Source organism: Acinetobacter sp. MB5, assembly GCF_003261585.1.
GTDB lineage: Bacteria > Pseudomonadota > Gammaproteobacteria > Pseudomonadales > Moraxellaceae > Acinetobacter.
This window is the reverse complement of record NZ_POVU01000001.1, coordinates 1-20,967: the sequence shown is the minus strand read 5'-3', so window position 1 is coordinate 20,967 and position 20,967 is coordinate 1. Positions and strand designations below refer to the sequence as shown.

Genomic DNA, 20,967 nt, shown 5'->3' with positions numbered 1-20,967 from the left:
GTCACATGCTCAGTCGCCAATTAGAAGTATCATTGCGTTTAGCTGTAAGCATGGCTCGACAAAAGAGACATGAGTTTTTGACGGTTGAACATCTACTCCTTGCATTGCTCGACAATGATTCTGCTGTGAATGCCCTAAAAGCATGTGGAGCAGATGTTGTTACGCTTCGCAAAGAGTTAGAAGAATACGTTGAACAACATACGCCAAAACTCGGTGAAAATAGTGAGCAAGCACCACACCCAACAGAAAGCTTTGACCGCATTTTGCAACGTGCAATTTTCCACGTTCAATCTAGTGGTGGAGATCGTACAGTTGAAGGTGCAGATGTCCTTGTAGCAATGTATTCAGAACGGGATACTTTTGCTGTTTATTTATTAAAACGTCATCAAATTAATCGTTTAACTTTAACTCAATACCTTTCACATGGCGCTCGTAAAGATGAAATTCAGGTTGAAGAAGAATCTGATGACATCGAAGGTGAAACTACAAATACAGCAGCAGGCCCATTAGAACAATATACAACTAACCTGAATGTTGAAGCGGCTAAAGGTAAAACTGATCCGCTGATTGGACGTGAAAAAGAAATTGAACGGACTGCGCAAATTCTTTGCCGTCGCCGTAAAAACAATCCATTACTTGTGGGCGATCCTGGTGTTGGTAAAACCTCAATTGCGGAAGGTTTGGCATGGTTGATTGTAAATGGTAAAGCACCACAACCATTGGCAAAAGCCGAAGTTTATAGTTTAGATATTGGTGCTTTGGTTGCAGGTACAAAATATCGTGGTGATTTTGAAAAACGTTTGAAACAATTGTTGGCTGCGTTGAAGAAAAATCCAAATGCGATCTTATTTATTGATGAAATTCACATGATCATTGGTGCAGGCTCAAGCATGGGCAGCACCATGGATGCATCGAATTTGATTAAACCTGCACTGGCGAATGGTTCTTTACGTTGCATTGGTTCAACAACTTTCCAAGAATACCGTCAAGTATTTGAAAAAGACCATGCATTGTCTCGTCGATTCCAAAAGGTTGATGTCAATGAACCAAGCATTAGTGAAACCATTGAAATTTTGCGTGGTTTAAAAAGCAAATTTGAAGAGTTTCATCATGTTGAATATGATGATAAAGCTTTGGTTTCAGCGGTTGAATTATCTGCAAAATTTATTAACGATCGATTCTTACCAGATAAAGCAATTGATGTAATTGACGAGGCAGGGGCACAACGCCGTTTAAAACCAAAAGATGACATTCTGATTACTGTTGAAAACATTGAAGATATCGTGGCAAAAATTGCACGTATCCCGCCAAAAACAGTGTCTAAAGATGATAAAAGCATCTTGGAAAATCTGGAACGTGACTTGAAACGTGTGGTATTCGGTCAAGATGAAGCGATTACTGCTTTGGCTTCAGCGATTAAACTGTCACGTGCTGGTCTAAAATCTCCAGATAAACCAGTGGGTAGTTTTGTTTTTGCAGGCCCAACAGGGGTAGGTAAAACCGAAGTGACTAAACAATTGGCTAAACTTTTGGGTGTAGAACTGGTTCGTTTCGATATGTCTGAATATATGGAACGTCATGCAGTTTCTCGTTTAATTGGTGCGCCTCCTGGTTATGTTGGTTTTGACCAAGGTGGTCTACTCACCGATGCGATTCATAAAAATCCGCATTGCGTGTTGTTGCTTGATGAAATCGAGAAAGCACATCCTGATGTTTATAATTTGTTATTGCAAATCATGGATCATGGTTCATTGACCGATAACAATGGACGTAAATCAGATTTCCGTAATGTGATTTTGGTGTTGACTACAAATATTGGTGCAGAAAGCATTTCACGTTCTAGCATCGGATTTATGGAACAAGACAACAGCAATGACAATCAGGATGCAATGAAACGCGCATTCTCACCTGAGTTCCGAAATCGTTTAGATAGCGTAATTCAGTTTAAAGCATTGCCAACAGGAGTCATTGATTCAGTTGTTGATAAATTCTTAACTGAATTGCAAGCTCAGCTTGATGACAAAAAAGTGGTGCTTGAGGTTGATCAAAGTGCACGTGATTGGTTAGCAACCAATGGTTATGACCGCTTGATGGGTGCTCGTCCAATGCAACGTCTGATTCAAGAGCATTTGAAAAAACCGCTTGCTGAAATGATCCTGTTTGGTGAACTTGCAGAGTACGGTGGTAATGTCGCTGTAACTGTGAAAAAAGAAGATGGTAAAGATGTTGGTTTGCAATTGACTGTATTTGAGGATCAAACTGCTGAACCTGCATAATCTATGAATGAAACCTTATCGTTAACCCAAATACTTCGTGTATTTGGGTTATTTATTTTAACAGCCATCGCTGAATTATTGGGTTGTTATTTTCCATACCTGATTTTAAATCAGGGAAAATCCGCATGGTTATGGATACCAACGGCAATAAGTCTGATGATCTTTGTCTGGTTGCTGACTTTACATCCAGCAGCATCAGGCAAGATTTATGCAGCTTATGGTGGTGTTTATATTTTCACTGCATTGTTATGGCTGCGTTTTGTCGATCAGGCTGTATTAACTCGGTGGGACATACTAGGCGGTATTATTGTTTTGATTGGTGCAGCAATCATTATATTACAGCCACAAGGTCTAGTTCGTTAATTTCCTATTTGTGATTAAAATAGCCTAAGTAATTTAATAATTAGAACTATTCTAAAAATAAAAAATATATTTAAAGCAAAAATTTTATTCCAATAAAAACTGATTCACATTTCATTCACATCCTTTCTAGTAAAGTCAGAAAAATATAAAGCTAGGCTAGGGGATGGTCATGGCGAAAATAAAATTATTGGCACTGTCTGCGTTGGCAACTTTGGCATTAACAGCCTGTAAAAATGTTGAAAGCTATTCAGATGACTATGCAATCGCCAGTCGAAATCGAGTCGGAATTACATTGACAGATCAACAGGCTGAGCAAATTGCACAACATTTTGTTGCAACATTCAATCAGCTTGGAACACCACAATTTTTAGCAAAAGCTAATGAGTTATATGCAGATTCTTTATATATTAATGATACCTTGTCTCAATTTTCCTCTAAGCCCGAATTGATGAAACATTTTCAAGGAATGAATGCACGTGTGAGTCAAGTTGATGTAAGATTAGTGAGTGTGACACATCAAAAAGACTCAGCATATGTCCACTGGTATATGGCCTATCACTTTAAGATGTTTGGAAAAAGTAAACCGATGGCATCTTATGGAATTAGCCAGATTAAAATAAACCAACAACAACAAATTATTTTCCAACAAGATTTTTGGGACCCTGCTGATGGTTTATATCGGCACTTACCATATATGGGAAGGGTATACGCATGGCTACTACCATTCAAAAAAAGCTAATACAATGCTGCATAGGTTTAATCTGTTTATATAGCCCAGTACTTTGGGCAAATACACTCAATAAATGTAGTACAGCACCTATGGAAGTCACAGGGCAAACAGTCGGCCAAGCCAGTTACTTCGCTCAGAACTGTACTCAGGCATGGCACTCACAGAGTATCCGTCTGGATTTTATTTATTTTCGGTCGATCCCCGAATGGGTACTGAAGCGTGCAGCAAATAACTTGCTGAGTAAAAACTGGGCAGGCTATACGGATGATTCGGTTCTGAATAAGCTGACCCAAATGTTGCGTCCAGTCAAAGCTGGTGATCATTATGCGCTGTTGTACTCAAAAAACACACAAACCTTGACCTTGTTCTTTAATGAACAAGTTTTAGGTAAACTTCAAAATACGCAGGCGAATCAGTATTTTCAGATTTGGTTTGGACCATCGCCATTTAGTGTTAAATTGAAACAACAATTATTAATTAGTCGCTAATACTTAGAATATGAATCATCATTTTATTTTAATTGTTGAAGATCATTATGAATTGGCACAAACCTTGTGCGAGTTTTTAGAAACACATGGTTATGTTGTCGATCATGCAAGGAATCTGGAAGCTGCAAAGCATTTTCTCATCCAGCAGAATTATCATTTGTTGCTGTTAGATATTAATTTGCCAGATGGCTCTGGCTACACTTTGTGCCAATGGCTTAGACAAGAGCGGTCTTTGTCATTGCCTGTGTTAATGCTCACTGCACGGGATCAGTTAGATGATAAATTGCAGGGTTTCGCTGCTGGTACAGATGATTATCTGGTTAAGCCATTCGATTTTCAGGAGCTGGTTGCACGTGTACAGGCACTGATTAAACGTGCTCTAGGTGAAGTTACACAGAAAATTTTACAAGTGCATGATCTGGTCTTGGATCATCAACAAAAAATGGTGATACGGGCTGGACAGCGTATTGAACTTCCACCTATTCAGTTTAAATTGCTCCAAATTTTGATGCGGCATTCACCGAATGTGATGTCTAAACAGGACATGGTCATGGCGCTTTGGGGCGATGAAGAGCCTGAAAGTGATGCTTTGCGCAGTCATATCTATCATTTACGCAAACTTGTGGATAAACCATTCGACGACAAGCTAATTCATACCGTTTCTGGAGTTGGGCTACGTTTGGCTTTTGAGCCTTTAGTTTGAGCCCAAGTATACTAAAACAATCAATCCTGATCGGGTATTCAGACCAAAATCTGGATGATGCTGCGTGTAATATTGCCGATCGAACAACTCTACACGCCAACCCAATTGCTGGCAGAGTTTTTGTACCAACTGTAAGCCAATTCCATGACCTTTGGCATGTTGTTGTAATTGGGGATGGATAGAAAACTCCTGCTGTGAATCGGCATCACTGAGTTGGATGCCAATGCCATTATCCGCAATAATCACCATGTTTTTTTGTAAAATAACTTCGATTTCAGTGCCTTGTGAGTAATTCAAGGCATTGCGTAAAATATTGCCAAAGACCATTTTGCTCATCGAAATATAGAGCGCACGCTGTGGCTCGTGTATGTCACCTGTAAATAAAATCTGAATGCCTTTCGCCTGACTGGTACTTTCCAAATCATCAATCAATTGACGTATTAACTGTGAGATAAAAGTCGGCTCGGTTTGTAATTGTGCAACATGATTACGGGAAATGGCCAACAAGGTGTCAACGAGAAGTTCCATATCTGACAGCGTATTTTGCAGTCGAATTAATGCCCGATCTTCCCCATATTTTGCAATACACAGTTGTAAGTTACCTTTAAAAATCGTCAATGGTGTCCGCAGTTCATGACTGACATCACGACTAAACTCACGTTCACGCAGAATAAACTCACTGAGTACATGATGATATTTTTCTAAAGTTTCCTTGAGATATGCAGCCTCGGTATTACCTTGAGGATCTATATCTTGAAATGGTGACATGGTTTTGGTTTGAGGGTTTTCCCAGTCAATTTGTTCTAAAGCTTTGGCAATACGCGTAATGGGAGAGAAGTAGCGCTTCGCCCGCCGATGTGACCACCACAAAAAACTATACAGAATAAACAGGCTTAACATGAGAGGTGCAAGACCGTAAAACCAAACCAGTTTATTGACGTTACTTTCACCAAATACCAGAAGCACATGTTGCCCATATCGTTCACCATAAACGGTCATACGCTCTTTACCATCGATAAAAATACGATGTACACCTGATTTTAGGGTCAGGTTTTGTAAATGAAGCGGACGATTGTTGTTCCAGCGATAACCGTATAAGTTTTTTGTGTCAGGCAAGTCTGCTTTTGGGTTATGTTCAACACGTTGCCAATAATGAGCCATCTCTTGTTCAAGTGCTGTTTTGAGCAATGAGCCTTTAATGACCCAAGCACTGCATACAATGCCGATAATAATCGACAAAGCAATTAAGGCAATTTGAAACCAATAGTGGCGATTAAAAATTTCGCTAACACGATGGTTTGTGTGTGTAGAACGCATTTTGAGCATGGCAATTCCAGTGTGCCAAAAGCAAATTATGGATTGGCTTTTTTAAAACGAAAATGACCAATCACCCATTCTCGACCTTCATCGTAGCCAAATAGCTCGGCACATGCCATAAAGAAAATACGCCAACGTTGCCACCAAATATCAGCCTGTTTACCATAAATGCTTTTGAAGACAGGTTTAAGTTCGGCAACCTGAGCATCCATATTGTTGAGCCATGCATTGGCCGTACGTTGATAGTGTACACCAGACCATTGCCACTGTTGATCGAGGGATAAATCTTGCTGGAAGTGTAAAAATGTCGTGGTTGCAGGCATTAAACCACCTGTAAAAAAGTATTTAGACATCCAGTCGTATTGGCTACGAACTTCAAAAGGGTAATGTAGAAAACGATGACAAAAGATATGACACCAAAGCAGTCCATTGGGTTTGAGCCAATTGCTAATTTTAGAAAATAACTTTTCATAATTGCGGACATGTTCAAACATTTCTACAGAAACCACACGATCAAATTGCTGTGGATCTAACTCTAAGTCATTAATATCACAGGTAATGATTTTTAGGTTGGTGAGCTGTCTCTTTTTTACCTGGGTTTCAATGTAATGACGTTGTGTAGCTGAATTAGAAACAGCAGTAATTTGGGAAAAGGGGAAATTCTCAGCCATCCATAAACTTAAAGATCCCCAACCACAACCAAGTTCTAAAACATGTTGACCATCTTTAAGTTCTGCACGTTGAGCATACAGGTTCAAACTGATGTCTTCTGCCTGATTGAGTGAAGCATCTTCGCTGGGAAAATAACACGCGCTGTATTTGAGGTGTTTGCCTAAAACAGCTTGAAAAAATGCGGTAGGAAGCTCGTAGTGTTGTTCGTTGGCTTTGTCAGTATCGAGGGCAATCACACTGTGTTTGAGGTCATTTAAAACTTGCATATAACGTTGTGCAGCCCATTCTGGGTCATCACGACCTTCCTCGGCTAAACGCCTTTTACAAAGGGTTCGAATTGCACCTCGAATCATTTGATCGGGAACCATACCGCGTTCAACGGCTTTGAGCGACTGCTGTAAAATAAAATCCATGATTGCCACCTCTTATTATCTTATTGTTTTGGTTTCCATGGAATGAACATGGATGTCCGTTGTTGATAATCTAGATAATTTTGTCCACGATGTTGAATTGCCTGACGTTCATTAAATGGAATGCCTGTCAGGTAATATAAAAATAGCCACATCAGAACAGGATAGATCCAGAGCAGCCATAAGCCGCAGGCACTGGCTAAAATCGGGTAGGTAAACCAATGCAGCCATTCAAAAAAGTAATTAGGATGCCGTGAGTAACGCCATAAGCCTTGATCCATGGTTTTTCCATGATTCTCTGGATCTTGTTTAAAACGATATAGTTGTTGATCTGCAATTGCTTCACCAATCAGTGCACAGCTCATCAACAATGCTGCAAGTAGCGTGAGTGGCACAGTCCATGTATTCCAACGGTCACTAGGTGTTTGCAGTAAAAGCAGCATGGGGAGTGAAAATAAAAATGCCAGTCCTGCCTGAAACATAAAAAAAGCAAAAAATCCCAAATTTTTCCAGCGTCCCATCGCTTGACGCATATTGGCATAACGTCGATCTTCCTGTTTCTCTTTCAGATAACGTCGCAATAGATGCCAACTCAGGCGTAAAAACCAAACACTGCTGCCAAGACCCACCAAGATTTGTACAATGTAAGGTGCTTCGTCAAATAACCAATAGCAAAGCAAAATATTGCAAGCAATACTGATGCTCCATGCGACATCGACAATACCTGCTCGGTGGTTGTACATACAGATAAACCAACATAACAGCATGATGAGCACATCGAGAAAGAATAAAGTGAGCCACATCTTCTTCCTCTCCTATATGAGTTAATAACGAACGAGCTGATTAGCGATAGGGACTTGCTTCAAACAGCATATGGACATCACTAATCACACCTTCTCGAAAACCGCCTTCGCAGTAACACAAATAAAAATCCCACATCCGTATAAAAGCATCATCAAAACCAAGTGCTAAGACTTGCTGACGTGCTGCTAAAAAGCGTTTACGCCAGTGTGCCAAAGTTTCAGCGTAGCTTTGTCCGATGTCATCAAGTTGTTTGAGTCGTAGCTGTTGTTCAGAAGCCTTTAAAGTCAGCACCGAGACGCACGGAATAAAGCTGCCAGGGAAGATGTAACGCTTGATATAGTCAATGCTATGCAGTGCTTTTTCATAGCGGGCATCTTCAATGGTAATGGCTTGTATCAACGCTAAACCATGGGGTTTTAAAAGATGTCTGCATTTTTCGAAGTAGGTTGATAGATACTGTTCACCCACAGCTTCAATCATTTCAATTGAAACCAGCTTGTCAAATTTACCCTCAAGTAAACGATAGTCTTTGAGTAATACTTGTACCCGATGTTGTAAACCTGCTGCGTGAATCCGTTGAATGGCTTCATCGTACTGTGCTTGGGAAATGGTAATGGTTGTGACTTGACAACCGTAGTTTTGTGCGGCATAGATCGCAAAACCACCCCAACCGCTACCAATTTCAACCAGATGATCGACAGGTTTTAATTTGAGCTTTTGACAGATCAGTTCTTTTTTTAAATCTGATGCTTGTTCTAAGGTCATGTCGGGCTGTTGAAACACCGCACTGGAATACATCATGCTGGAATCAAGAAATAATTTAAAGAAATCATTACTCAGATCATAATGTTCAGCGATATTTTGCCGACTACCTTTAAGTGAGTTTTTACGGGTTCTATGCCAGACTTTTAACAGTTGCTGACTCACTTGAGCCAATGGATGTTGGTTCATTTTATCGAGCAGGTGACGGTTACGTGCCAAAATCTGAATGAGCTGAACTAAGTCAGGACTTTGCCAATAACCGCGAATATATCCTTCGGCTGCGCCCAAAACACCATTTTTAAAAATCAGATCCAGTAAAGCTGTATCGAGGACTTCAACAGTCGCAGTTAAACCCGAATTTTCGCCAATCGTGCCATTCCACATGCCTTGAAAGCAGATCTGACCATGGCGCAATTTGACCAGACTACGTAGCACAAACGGCAACTGATCTTGTCGATTAGAAATCATTGTTTTCATAGCGCTCCTTGCGATGTTTTGCATTTTTAGGATGTGGATGAAACCGAATGCCTTTACACCATAGACAAAATGCTTGCCAGTAAATCGCGCTGAGCATTTTGATGGGTGCGATTGCATTGGTTAAAGCATAACGATATTGCTGTGAAGGAAGTGTGATGTGTTCTAGCTGGAAACGCATCGTTGCGTCAAAAATCAGTTTTTGATTGTCAAACAGTTGCATATGAATGAAATACTGCTGCTGTTCAGACAAATGAAAATGCCAGCGATACTGCAAGTTCATCGGCATAAAAGGGGAAACGTGAAAGTCTTTAACAAAATCAAAATGCAGACCGTGCAACTTATCGGTACTTTGCCATTGGGACTGGCAATCATGGACATAGACATGTCGTTCATTCCAAGGCGTATTGGTAATTTCACTGAGAATACAATAGAGATTTTGCTGTACATCAAACACGTAGTAGAACACCACGGAGTTAAAACGTAAGCCTAAGCAACGCGGCAAAGCCAAAACAAAAATCTGATGTTCAACATCAAGCTGAAGCGTACTTTGAGAGGTCAAGGCTTGGGCAACTTTCTCACGAAGAGTGCCTGTGTATTGAGTAAGAAAATCATCAGGATTGAGCGTCAGCACATTCCAGTTTCGACTCGACCATAATGCTGAATTTTGAGTGATTGAGTCGATCTGATCGGCATCGAACCATAAATAATCGAGACGAGCCAAGAACTCATGTGCTTTTGGCACATAACGCCGATGACGAATCTTGGCAGATGCGATTGCAAGCGTATGAAGTTGCATAGACCCTCAACTTGATTCAGATGAATCAGACAGTGTTCGTAAATGCTCGACTACACGTGCTGCGCTACGAGCGCCGTCTTCGTGAAAGCCCCAGCCCCAATACGCTCCACAAAAGGAGCTGCGTTGTTGTCCATTGATTCGCGCCCAGTTTTGTTGTGCTTCAATGGCTTTAGCATCAAATACAGGATGTCGATAATGACGTTTTACCAAGACTTTACTTGGATCAATCTTAAAATTAGGATTCAAACTGGCAAAAATCTGGGTTTTGCACGGCAAATTTTGCAACTGATTCATCCAGTAGCTAAAACTATAATGTGGTGTGGAATTGGTAGCTGATGTTGCTGTAACATGGACATGCCAACTGGCCCAAAGCGCACGCCGTTTCGGCATGATGGAACTATCATGATGCACTACCATCATATTGTCTTGATAACTAAACTGAGAAAGCACCTGTTTCTCAATTTCACTCGGTTGAGCTAAAAGCTGCAAAGTATCATCGGCATGTGTCGCAAAAATTACCCAGTCAAATGTCTGCCGCTCGATCGTCGTTTCTACAGTTACCTCATTTTCATTGCGCTCAACAGATATAACGCCTTGTTGATGCCAGTAAATTTGTGAGCATTGTTGTCGAATTGCTCGAATATACTGCGATGAACCGCCTTGTACGGTTTGCCACAAAGGACGTTGTCTGAGTTGTAACATACGATGATGCTGAAAAAAACTCACCACAAACTTATAAGGAATCTGCGCCACTTGCTCAATCGGACTAGACCACAGTGCGCCACACATCGGATACAAATGTTCTTCACGGAAAGCTTTGGAATAACCGTGTTGATCAAGATATTGCTCAATGGTGAGATCACTCTCACATGCTTGTACATTAATTCCCTGATTCCGCCGATAAAAGCGCAATAGATCACGTAGCATTTGGCGGAAATTGGCATTTAAAAAATTCTGAGGTTTTGCCAGCAATGACCATTTTTGAGAAGGATTATATTGCAAACCTGTCACCTGATTATTTACCGAAAAGCTCATATCACTTTGTTCTGAGCCTACTCCAAGCTGTTGCAGCATTTCGGTAAATAATGGGTAATTGTGCTGATTAAATACAATAAACCCGCTGTCTACAACAACCTGCTGTCCATCAATCATTAGATGATGAGTATCGGTATGACCACCAAAATATTGATTTTTTTCAAAGATATGAATTTCATGCTGCTTTGAAAGTTGCCACGCTGCATACAGCCCTGAAATTCCTGAACCAATGATTGCAATTTTCATGGCGAATTTCCTCGTGGCTGATCTGTTATCGGATTGGAACTTTGCTGTTTATGCGCAATGTACACGCGCTCAGGCACAGGTTTTAATCCCCAAACCAAGCCTAAATAGGACATCATTTTTAATCCATAATACGTTAAATCTAGTTGCCACCAGTAAAAGCCTTGTCGTGCACTTCCTGCATAGTAGTGATGATTGTTGTGCCAGCCTTCACCCAAAGTAATCAGTGCCAGCCAAAGATTATTTTTGCTGTCATCTCGTGTTGCAAAATCACGCCGTCCAAATAGATGAGCAAGCGAGTTAATACATAAAGTTGCATGAATGACGAGAATGGTGGATATACAAAAGCCCCAAATCAACAGTTGCAGACCATTGGTATGCAGTTGTGGCGCATAGTGGGCGAGGGCTTCACCTAATCCAAAAATACTGGCTGCGGTCATCAGCACAATCGGCAAACTAAAGCGGTCAAGCCAGATTAATTCAGGATATTTCAGCCAGTCTTTCACCATTTCCTGACGAATGACAAAATTTTGCTGATTGAGAAACCAGCCAATATGGCTATACCAAAACCCATATTGGGACGAGTGGGGGTCTTGGGTGGTATCTGCATAACGATGATGATTTCGGTGATGTGCAGCCCACCAAAGCGGCCCACGCTGTGCGCTCATCGTGCCGATTAGCAAAAATAAGAATTGAACAGGACGAGAAGTTTGAAAAGTTTTATGTGATAAATAGCGATGAAAAAAACCTGTAATCGCAAACATGCGAATCAGATAAAAAAACAGCATGAAGCCAACAGCAAACCATGAGATTCCTACCCAAAAAATTGCCAAGCAGGAGAGGTGCAAAATAATAAATGGTAGAATACGAAACCATTGAATTTTATTATCTTTTATATCATTTTGAGCATCAGTCAATTCAACAGAATTGACTGACCAGCTATCTATCCATCGCCACATTATTCTAAGCATAGGTTTGTCCCGATTTAACCTGACTTATCAGCAGTTAAAATCAGTCTAAACAAGCCTGCATGAATTTTGTGTGAATTTTTTAAGCCAAGATCCGATCGATCAGGGCTTAAAAATACTTATTAAAATAGCCTAAGTAAATCTGAGAATTTAAAATCAAACGTGCTTCAATTCACTTTCATCATAACGAATGCCTTCAAAATCATAAATCTGGCGAATCGTCTCAAAAAGTCCATAAATATAGCTACTGTCATCCATATTTCGAACCGTAATAAAAATAGGGCTTAAAGCATTTGGATCAAGTAAAGGGATGTAATTTAACTGTGCCATCTGAATACTATTGCTACTCTCAGGCACAATACAAATCCCTTCACCCGCAGCAACTAACCCCAGCGCTAACTGAATTTCACGAACTTCCGTTAAGTTTTGTGGGTCTAAGCCATGCTCAGAGAAAATGGAAAGAACATGCGTAGAAAAGTTAGGTTTGGTTGTATTGGGATAAAGCAAAATATTTTCATCAATTAAATCGGCTAAATATACGCCTTGGGTTTTGCTTTGATTAAATGGATGACTGGCATGTGTTGCGACCATCAGTTTTTCATTTCTGAGTAAAACACGCTTAATGGCTGGATCACTCATGCGAAGTCGGCCAAACCCTGCATCAATTCGCCCATCCTTTAATGCTTCAACCTGAGCTTGTGTGCCCATTTCAATCAGTTCAATTTTAAGTTGAGGATGTTTTTGCCGATATAAATAAATAATTCTCGGCAATAACCCAAATAAAAGTGAGCTGACAAAGCCAATTCGAATGGTGGTTTGGACGGCATTAATACGCTGAGTCATGGACACCATCTGTTCAGCATTCGACAAAAGTTTGAGGGCATGTTGATAGAAAAATTGTCCAACTTGCGTGGTTTTTACAGGTCGGCTACCACGTTCAAGTAGTTGTACACCCAATTCTTCCTCAAGATTTTGAATGGTACGACTCAAAGGTGGTTGAGCAATAAAGAGTTTTTCTGCTGCTTTGGTAAAACTTTGTTCTTCCACAACAGCAACAAAGTATCTGAGATGTCTGAGTTCCATATATACCTTTTTGGTATTTTAGTATGCCAATAATGTCTTTGAAAATATTTAACCATTCTTTTAAAGTATAAACAAGTAAAGTTCTAACAGAAGATGTGAAGGATGTATAAATCTGTAGAAACCCTGCTTGTGGACATTCCGACCATTCGCCCACACAAGCTTTCGGTTGCAACCATGCAAAAACAAACTTTGGTGTTGGTGAAAATCACAACTGCCGATGGATTTGTTGGATGGGGTGAAGCCACAACGATTGGTGGATTAAGCTACGCGGGTGAAAGCCCTGAAAGTGTCAAAACCAATATTGATACTTATTTTGCTCCTTTGCTCAAATCTGTAAAAAATTTGAACGTGGCGCAAACCCTGCAATTGATCCGTAAAACCATCAATGACAACCGTTTTGCCAAATGTGCGATTCAAACGGCATTGCTCGATATTCAGGCGAAACGCTTAGGTTTGCCAATCAGTGAATTACTGGGTGGCCGTTTACGTGATCATCTATCGGTACTTTGGGTATTGGCATCGGGTGATACTGAAAAAGATATCGCAGAAGCAAAGAAAATGATTGAGGCAAAACGCCATAATATTTTCAAACTCAAAATTGGTTCACATCCAGTTCAGCAAGATGTTGAGCATGTGATTGCGATTAAAAAAGCATTAGGGCCAGACATTAGTATCCGTGTAGATGTAAACCGTGCATGGTCAGAAACTCAGGCAATTTATGGTATCCAACAACTGCAAGATGGTGGGATTGACCTGATCGAGCAGCCATGTGGAATTGAAAATATTGACACCTTGGCACGTTTAACTGAGCGTTTTGATGTCGCGATTATGGCAGATGAAGTTCTGACAGGCCCAGCAAGTGCCTATCGAATTGCGAAACGCCATGCGGCTGATGTGTTTGCAGTGAAAATCGAACAGTCAGGTGGTTTGATTGAAGCTTGTGAAGTCGCAACGATTGCCAAACTGGCAGGCGTGGATTTGTATGGCGGCACGATGCTTGAAGGCCCTGTTGGCACAATCGCTTCTGCACATGCATTTTCAACTTTTGAAAATCTAGCATTTGGTACAGAGCTGTTTGCACCGTTGTTACTCACTGAGCAAATTTTAAAAACACCGTTGCAGTATGAAAACTTTCAATTGGCTGTGCCAAAAGCCGCAGGCTTAGGCATCGAAATTGATGAAGACAAAATTGAACAATTGCGCCGACATTAAAACAAGGAGCCGAGATGTTATTTCAAGTTCGCATGGATGTGCATATACCTCTTGATATGCCTAAAGAAATTGCTGATCAGATTAAAGCCACTGAAAAGGCTTATTCACAAAATTTACAGCAGCAAGGTAAATGGCGCCATATCTGGCGGATTACAGGACAGTATTCCAACATCAGTATTTTTGATGTCGAGAGCAATGAAGAATTGCATCAGATTTTGCAAGGTTTGCCGTTGTATCCCTACATGAATATTGAAGTGATGGCGCTCAATCGACATCCATCATCCATTCGTGAAGATGACCGTTAATCTGGATTGATACGGGTCAAATAGGATTTTTTTTAAACAAGGACGTGGTTAGCTATATTTGCCAGCATTTAGGATGAGCTCGCCACAATAATTAGCCAGCATTCATACCCAAGGAGACAGTGTATGAACCATCAGGAAATTAACCAACTCGTAAAACAAATGAACGTTGATACTGCAACAGGAGAAGTGGATCAACGTATTCAAGACATCGTGGTACGTCTTGTCAGTGATTTGTTTAAAGCAATTGAAGACTTGGATATTCAACCAAGCGAAGTATGGAAAGGGATTGAATATTTTACCGATGCAGGTAAAGCCAATGAACTCGGCTTACTCGCTGCGGGTCTAGGTCTAGAACATTATCTTGATGTTCGTGCCGATGAAGCAGATGCAAAAGCAGGTGTTGCAGCAGGCGGTACGCCACGTACCATTGAAGGTCCACTTTATGTGGCAGGTGCGCCAGAGTCAGTTGGTTTTGCCCGTATGGATGACGGTTCTGAATCTGACCATGTCGATACCTTAATTATTGAAGGAACGGTAAAAGATACGGAAGGCAACATCATTCCAAACGCGAAAGTTGAAGTTTGGCATGCCAACAGCATGGGGAATTATTCATTCTTTGACAAAACTCAGTCGCACTTTAACTTACGCCGCACGATTTTCACGGACACTGTCGGTCACTACACAGCATTAACAACGATGCCTGTTGGTTATGGCTGCCCACCTGAAGGTACGACTCAAGCGTTGTTGAACAAGTTAGGTCGTCATGGTAACCGTCCATCACACGTGCATTACTTTGTTTCTGCACCAGGTTTCCGTAAGTTAACGACTCAATTCAACATTGAAGGCGACAAATACCTGTGGGATGACTTTGCCTTCGCAACACGTGATGGTCTGGTCGCAACTGCGGTAGATGTCAATGATGCAGCAGAAATCGCTCGTCGTAGTTTAGACAAACCATTCAAACACATTGATTTTAATATTGTACTTGTCAAAGAAGCTGATGCTGAAGCAGCACCAAGTACTGAAGTTGATCGTCGTCGCGCAAGCGCTTAATCGTTGTGGTACCCGAGATCGGTTTGATCAAGATCTCGGTATCTCTTGAGTTTTTGGAGATTCTTTTATGGCGCGTATATCTGTACTCAATGCGACTCATCTTGATCAGATTGATGACTTGCTTGTCGATGATTTTGAAACGGGTGAATTCAAGCTACATCGCTCTGTATTCACCGATCCAACGCTGTTTGAGTTGGAAATGAAATACATTTTTGAAGGTAATTGGGTATTTTTGGCACACGAAAGCCAAATCCCAGATAACAACGATTTTTACACCACATATATCGGTCGTCAGCCAATTATCATCGCACGTAATCGTAACGGTGAGTTGAATGCGATGATCAATGCCTGTTCACACCGTGGCGCACAGCTTTGCCGCCATAAGCGTGGTAACAAGGCAACCTATACCTGCCCATTCCACGGTTGGACATTCAATAACTCAGGAAAATTACTGAAAGTTAAAGACCCAAGCGATGCAGGTTATTCAGACTGCTTCAACAAAGAAGGCTCGCATGACCTGAAAAAGGTGGCGCGCTTTGAAAATTACAAAGGCTTCTTGTTTGGCAGTTTAAATCCTGATGTGCCTTCTCTAGAAGAATTCTTAGGCGAAGCAGCAAAAATTATCGACATGATTGTAGATCAATCTGCCGATGGTCTAGAAGTTCTCCGCGGTTCTTCGACCTATACCTACGAAGGCAATTGGAAACTGACCGCTGAAAATGGTGCAGATGGCTACCATGTGTCGGCTGTACACTGGAACTATGCAGCAACTACGCAGCACCGTAAAGAAAAACAGGCAGATGACAAAATTCGTGCCATGAGTGCAGGTGGTTGGGGCAAACAAGGTGGCGGTTCATACGGTTTTGAACATGGACACATGTTACTTTGGACACAATGGGCAAACCCAGAAGACCGTCCAAACTACCCAAAATATGCTGAATATACGGAACAATACGGTTCAGCGATGGCGAAATGGATGATTGAGCGTTCGCGTAACCTCTGTCTTTACCCAAATGTTTACCTGATGGATCAGTTTGGTTCGCAAATCCGTATTTTACGTCCGATCAGTGTCGATAAAACCGAAGTCACGATTTACTGTATCGCACCAAAAAATGAATCAGCTGAATCACGTGCCCGTCGTATTCGTCAGTATGAAGATTTCTTTAATGCTTCAGGCATGGCAACACCAGATGACTTGGAAGAATTCCGTGCATGTCAGGCGGGTTATGCAGGCATTGCCCTTGAATGGAACGACATGTGTCGCGGCTCAAAACACTGGATTCAGGGTGCAGACGATGCAGCCAATGAAATTGGTTTAAAACCATTGCTCAGCGGTATTAAAACTGAAGATGAAGGTTTGTATTTGGCACAGCACCAATACTGGCTCAAAACCATGAAACATGCCATTCAACAGGAAAAACTGGCGGAACAGGCAGAGCAAGGAGCATTGGCATGAATGCAGTACAACATGTAAATGCAGAAATCAGTTTAGAAAAAGTTGCTCAGTTTTTATATCGCGAAGCACGCTTTTTAGATGATGAGCAATGGGATGACTGGTTGGAATGTTATGCACCTGAAGCATCTTTCTGGATGCCTGCATGGGACGATAATGACACTCTAACAGAAGATCCACAATCTGAGATTTCTCTGATTTATTACCCAGACCGTCAGGGTTTGGAAGACCGCGTGTTTCGTATTAAAACTGAGCGTTCTTCAGCCACCATGCCAGATACACGCACCAGCCACAACATCAACAATGTTGAAATTGAACAGGTGGATGGTTCGCAAGTCACTGTACGCTTTAACTGGCATACCTTAAGTTTCCGCTACAAAACCAACTACAGTTATTTTGGTATGTCGCGCTACGTAATTGATTTTTCAGGTGAACAGCCAAAAATCCTCAGCAAATATGTGGTCTTGAAAAATGACTATATCAACCAAGTGATTGATATTTACCATCTTTAAGACACATTTCATTTGCAACTCTCAGCCAAGGAGTTTGGCTGAGAATCTGTAACACTTTTAAGGGATTCTCGCTATGTCGAATCACAATATCGCACTTCAGTTTGAAGATGGCGTCACTCGTTTTATTACAGTTCATCAGGGCGAAACCCTGTCCGATGCAGCTTACCGCCAACAAGTCAACATTCCACTCGATTGCCGTGAAGGTGCATGTGGGACTTGTCGCGCATTTTGTGAGTCGGGTCAGTATGATATGCCTGAAGAAACCTATATTGAAGATGCTTTAACCCCAGAAGAAGCTCAGGAAGGTTATGTGCTGGCTTGTCAGTGCCGCCCAACGTCCGATGCTGTTTTTCAAATCAAAGCATCTTCTGATGTCTGTAAAACCAAAGTACATACGTTCCAAGGTAGCCTTGCACAGGTCAACAATATTTCTGAATCCACCATCCAGTTTGAAATCCAACTCGATGAAGGTCAGCCAGATATTCATTTCTTGGCTGGACAATATGTCAATGTCCGCATTCCAAATAGCGATGAAACCCGTTCATATTCATTTAGCTCAAAACCAGGTAATCGTTTAACAGGTTTTGTGGTGCGTAATGTGCCAAATGGCAAAATGAGTAGCTTTTTAAGCCAAACTGCGCAAGCAGGTGAACAAATGCAGTTCACTGGGCCTTTTGGTAGTTTTTATTTGCGAGATGTACAGCGTCCAGTCTTGATGCTGGCGGGTGGTACAGGTATCGCACCATTCTTGTCGATGCTTTCTGTGTTGGCAGAAAAGTCGGTGCCACAACCTGTTAACTTGGTCTTTGGTGTCACCAATGATTTTGACTTGGTTGCCATTGATGAATTAGAAGCCTTTAAAGCAACACATGACTGGTTTGATTATCGAACTGTTGTTGCCCATACAGACAGCCAGCATGAACGTAAAGGCTATGTCACTGCACACATTGATGCTGACTGGCTCAATGCTGGTGATGTCGATATTTACCTGTGTGGGCCTGTCGCGATGGTCGATGCTGTGCGTACATGGTTAGATCATGAAAATGTAAAACCAAAGAACTTCTATTTCGAAAAATTTTCAGCCAACTAACGGGAGTTAACGATGTCACAAAGCTCTCGTTTTCAGGGAAAAGTTGCCATTGTTACAGGTAGTGCACAAGGAATTGGCCGCGGGGTGGCATTACGCCTCGCTGCAGAAGGTGCAAAACTGGTACTGGCAGATCAATCTGAACTGGTGAATGACGTTGCAGCAGAGATTCGTCAATATACCGATCAAGTCACCACCATATTGGCAGATTTAGAAACTTTTGCAGGTGCACAAGCTGTTACGCAACTTGCCATGCAAACCTATGATCGAATTGATATTCTGATTAATAATGTTGGCGGTGCTATTTGGATGAAACCCTTTCAGGAATTTTCTGAACAGGAAATTATCAAAGAAATTCATCGCTCATTATTTCCAACATTATGGTGTTGTCATGCCGTACTGCCCACCATGATTGCCCAGCAATCGGGTGTGATTGTGAACGTTTCTTCTGTCGCGACGCGTGGAATCAACCGTATTCCATACTCTGCGGCAAAAGGTGGTGTCAATGGATTAACAGCATCACTGGCATTTGAACATGCGCAAGATGGCATTCGTGTCAATGCAGTCGCAACAGGCGGAACAGAAGCTCCACCACGCAAAATTCCACGGAACGGTGCAGCAATGTCGGATCAGGACAAAGCTTGGATGCAAGATGTGGTTGATCAAACCGTAGATCGTAGTTTCATGAAACGCTACGGCACAATCGATGAACAGGTCAATGCCATTACTTTTTTGGCATCGGATGAAGCATCTTACATTACAGGTACCGTGTTGCCTGTAGGTGGTGGTGATCAAGGATAATCACAGGGATAGATAAGGGGGCTAGGATGCTCAGTCTATTGCAACAATTGAAACGTGATTGGTCAATTTCAGCCACAATCGCAGGTTTTCTGGCCGTCCTGATTTCATATTCAGGGCCGCTGATTATCTTTTTCCAAGCTGCTCAACATGCTCAAGTCGATGCTCACATGCTGAGTTCATGGATTTGGGGCATTTCGATCGGCGCTGCTGTTTCTGGCATATTTCTTTCGATTCGCTATAAAGTTCCGATCATTACCGCATGGTCTGCACCTGGAACAGCCTTACTGGTGACCTTGTTTCCGCATATCAGTTTAAATGAGGTTGTTGCAGCCTATATCACGGCAGCCGTAGTGATGCTCATCATTGGGGTGAGTGGTTCATTTGATACCTTACTGCGCTGGATTCCATCTGGTATTGCCGCAGGCATGATGGCAGGAATTTTATTTCAATTTGGTTTAGGCGTATTTCAAGCCAGTAATCATATGCCACTGATTATATTCATTATGTTAGTGGTTTATCTGTGTGCTAAACGTTTTAACCCGCGTTATAGCATGCTGTGGGTTTTATCGACAGGGATTGTGCTCAGTCTGTTTTGGGGACAATTGCGCCCAGTGTCATTGAATTTTGCATTGACCATTCCTGAATGGATTAGCCCGCACTGGACATGGTCATCGACATTGAACTTTGCGTTACCGCTGATTCTGGTGAGTTTGTCTGGACAGTTTTTACCGGGTATGGCGCTGTTTAAACTGAATGACTACCAAGTTTCTGGACGAACCATTATTGGAACGACCAGTTTGGTGTCTCTTTTTGTCGCTTTCACTGGCGGTATTAGCATTGTTCTCGCATCAATTACTGCATCGTTGTGTATGGGTGAAGATTGTCATGAAAACCCGAAACGCCGCTATATCGCAGGCATCACCAATGGCTTGTTTTATCTACTTGGTGGCTTGTTTTCAGGCAGCATCGTGCTGCTGTTTAGTCTGTTTCCAAAAGAGCTGGTTGCTGCTTTGGCAGGCTTAGCCTTGATTAGTGCCATTACCTACAATCTCAATATTGCACTTAGCAACGAACAGCAGCGTGAATCGGCTGTCATCACCTTTCTTGCCAGCGTTTCAGGCATGCATTTTCTCGGTTTAAGTTCGGTGTTTTGGGGCATCTGTATTGGCATGCTGGCGCATTTAATTTTAAGTTTCAAACCCAACCGTTCAGTTGAAAATGAAAACCAAACATAGTCAAATTTGATGAGGACTTTTTATGATTGATAAAAGCTCAGGCAGTCTTCGTGCCGTGATTGAACAGATTCAAGATGGATCAACCATTATGATTGGTGGCTTTGGCACCGCAGGACAACCTGCTGAACTCATTGACGGCTTGATTGATTTGGGCATCAAAGACCTCACCATCGTCAGCAACA

22 protein-coding genes are annotated in these 20,967 nt (G+C 41.7%); 14 read left to right on the top strand and 8 right to left on the bottom strand.

Features of this window, described 5'->3' with window-relative positions; translation table 11 throughout:
- Positions 1 to 5: 5 nt before the first annotated feature.
- From clpA to C1A47_RS00090, 5 genes are all read left to right on the top strand, one after another.
- Positions 6 to 2,276, top strand: coding sequence for an ATP-dependent Clp protease ATP-binding subunit ClpA (gene clpA / locus C1A47_RS00110; protein ID WP_111891214.1), 2,271 nt, complete (start codon positions 6 to 8; stop codon positions 2,274 to 2,276).
- Positions 2,277 to 2,279: 3 nt separating this feature from the next.
- A complete protein-coding gene (locus C1A47_RS00105) occupies positions 2,280 to 2,639 on the top strand; it encodes a YnfA family protein (protein WP_111891212.1) in 360 nt (119 codons plus the stop codon).
- Between the two features lie 169 nt (positions 2,640 to 2,808).
- A complete protein-coding gene (locus C1A47_RS00100; RefSeq protein WP_111892147.1) occupies positions 2,809 to 3,378 on the top strand; it encodes a nuclear transport factor 2 family protein in 570 nt (189 codons plus the stop codon).
- Positions 3,351 to 3,857, top strand: coding sequence for a chalcone isomerase family protein (locus C1A47_RS00095; protein WP_111891210.1), 507 nt, complete (start codon positions 3,351 to 3,353; stop codon positions 3,855 to 3,857). The genes C1A47_RS00100 and C1A47_RS00095 overlap by 28 nt, the downstream gene beginning before the upstream one ends.
- 10 nt (positions 3,858 to 3,867) lie before the next feature.
- Positions 3,868 to 4,560: a response regulator transcription factor gene (locus C1A47_RS00090; RefSeq protein WP_111891208.1), complete on the top strand. Its 693-nt coding sequence runs from the start codon at positions 3,868 to 3,870 to the stop codon at positions 4,558 to 4,560.
- Here the strand turns inward: C1A47_RS00090 and C1A47_RS00085 are convergent.
- From C1A47_RS00085 to C1A47_RS00050, 8 genes are all read right to left on the bottom strand, one after another.
- Positions 4,552 to 5,886, bottom strand: a complete 1,335-nt coding sequence (locus C1A47_RS00085) for a sensor histidine kinase (RefSeq protein ID WP_111891206.1) — start codon at positions 5,884 to 5,886, stop codon at positions 4,552 to 4,554. The genes C1A47_RS00090 and C1A47_RS00085 overlap by 9 nt on opposite strands.
- 26 nt (positions 5,887 to 5,912) lie before the next feature.
- The gene (locus C1A47_RS00080; RefSeq protein WP_111891204.1) at positions 5,913 to 6,962 is read right to left on the bottom strand and encodes an SAM-dependent methyltransferase; all 1,050 of its coding nucleotides are present in this window, start codon (positions 6,960 to 6,962) and stop codon (positions 5,913 to 5,915) included.
- Positions 6,963 to 6,982: 20 nt separating this feature from the next.
- Positions 6,983 to 7,762, bottom strand: a complete 780-nt coding sequence (locus tag C1A47_RS00075; RefSeq protein ID WP_111891202.1) for a DUF1295 domain-containing protein — start codon at positions 7,760 to 7,762, stop codon at positions 6,983 to 6,985.
- A 40-nt stretch (positions 7,763 to 7,802) separates the two neighbouring features.
- Positions 7,803 to 9,002, bottom strand: a complete 1,200-nt coding sequence (locus tag C1A47_RS00070; RefSeq protein WP_111891200.1) for an SAM-dependent methyltransferase — start codon at positions 9,000 to 9,002, stop codon at positions 7,803 to 7,805.
- Positions 8,983 to 9,798 carry a DUF1365 domain-containing protein gene (locus tag C1A47_RS00065; RefSeq protein WP_111891198.1) on the bottom strand — a complete coding sequence of 272 codons (816 nt, stop codon included), beginning with the start codon at positions 9,796 to 9,798 and terminating at the stop codon, positions 8,983 to 8,985. Before C1A47_RS00065 ends, C1A47_RS00070 begins: the two co-directional genes overlap by 20 nt.
- A 6-nt stretch (positions 9,799 to 9,804) precedes the next feature.
- Complete coding sequence (locus C1A47_RS00060) at positions 9,805 to 11,079, bottom strand: NAD(P)/FAD-dependent oxidoreductase (protein WP_111891196.1); 1,275 nt, start codon at positions 11,077 to 11,079, stop codon at positions 9,805 to 9,807.
- Complete coding sequence (locus C1A47_RS00055) at positions 11,076 to 12,047, bottom strand: acyl-CoA desaturase (protein ID WP_111891194.1); 972 nt, start codon at positions 12,045 to 12,047, stop codon at positions 11,076 to 11,078. Before C1A47_RS00055 ends, C1A47_RS00060 begins: the two co-directional genes overlap by 4 nt.
- A gap of 153 nt (positions 12,048 to 12,200) precedes the next feature.
- On the bottom strand, positions 12,201 to 13,127 hold the full coding sequence (locus C1A47_RS00050; RefSeq protein ID WP_111891192.1) for a LysR family transcriptional regulator: 927 nt from the start codon (positions 13,125 to 13,127) through the stop codon (positions 12,201 to 12,203).
- Positions 13,128 to 13,229: 102 nt separating this feature from the next.
- Here C1A47_RS00050 and C1A47_RS00045 point away from each other — a divergent pair, with 102 nt between their 5' ends.
- The 9 genes from C1A47_RS00045 to C1A47_RS00005 all read left to right on the top strand — a co-directional run.
- A complete protein-coding gene (locus C1A47_RS00045) occupies positions 13,230 to 14,339 on the top strand; it encodes a muconate/chloromuconate family cycloisomerase (RefSeq protein ID WP_111891190.1) in 1,110 nt (369 codons plus the stop codon).
- A 14-nt stretch (positions 14,340 to 14,353) separates the two neighbouring features.
- The gene (gene catC, locus C1A47_RS00040) at positions 14,354 to 14,644 is read left to right on the top strand and encodes a muconolactone Delta-isomerase (RefSeq protein ID WP_111891188.1); all 291 of its coding nucleotides are present in this window, start codon (positions 14,354 to 14,356) and stop codon (positions 14,642 to 14,644) included.
- 123 nt (positions 14,645 to 14,767) lie between these two features.
- Positions 14,768 to 15,697 carry a catechol 1,2-dioxygenase gene (catA, locus tag C1A47_RS00035; RefSeq protein WP_111891186.1) on the top strand — a complete coding sequence of 310 codons (930 nt, stop codon included), beginning with the start codon at positions 14,768 to 14,770 and terminating at the stop codon, positions 15,695 to 15,697.
- A gap of 67 nt (positions 15,698 to 15,764) precedes the next feature.
- The gene (gene benA, locus C1A47_RS00030) at positions 15,765 to 17,153 is read left to right on the top strand and encodes a benzoate 1,2-dioxygenase large subunit (protein ID WP_111891184.1); all 1,389 of its coding nucleotides are present in this window, start codon (positions 15,765 to 15,767) and stop codon (positions 17,151 to 17,153) included.
- Positions 17,150 to 17,662, top strand: coding sequence for a benzoate 1,2-dioxygenase small subunit (benB, locus tag C1A47_RS00025; RefSeq protein WP_111891182.1), 513 nt, complete (start codon positions 17,150 to 17,152; stop codon positions 17,660 to 17,662). Before benA ends, benB begins: the two co-directional genes overlap by 4 nt.
- A gap of 73 nt (positions 17,663 to 17,735) precedes the next feature.
- Positions 17,736 to 18,752: a benzoate 1,2-dioxygenase electron transfer component BenC gene (gene benC / locus C1A47_RS00020; RefSeq protein WP_111891180.1), complete on the top strand. Its 1,017-nt coding sequence runs from the start codon at positions 17,736 to 17,738 to the stop codon at positions 18,750 to 18,752.
- A gap of 12 nt (positions 18,753 to 18,764) precedes the next feature.
- Positions 18,765 to 19,550, top strand: coding sequence for a 1,6-dihydroxycyclohexa-2,4-diene-1-carboxylate dehydrogenase (locus tag C1A47_RS00015; protein ID WP_111891178.1), 786 nt, complete (start codon positions 18,765 to 18,767; stop codon positions 19,548 to 19,550).
- 26 nt (positions 19,551 to 19,576) lie between these two features.
- A complete protein-coding gene (locus tag C1A47_RS00010; protein ID WP_111891176.1) occupies positions 19,577 to 20,785 on the top strand; it encodes a benzoate/H(+) symporter BenE family transporter in 1,209 nt (402 codons plus the stop codon).
- A gap of 22 nt (positions 20,786 to 20,807) precedes the next feature.
- Positions 20,808 to 20,967: CoA-transferase (locus C1A47_RS00005; protein WP_319921963.1), on the top strand; the 160-nt coding region annotated here is incomplete at its 3' end.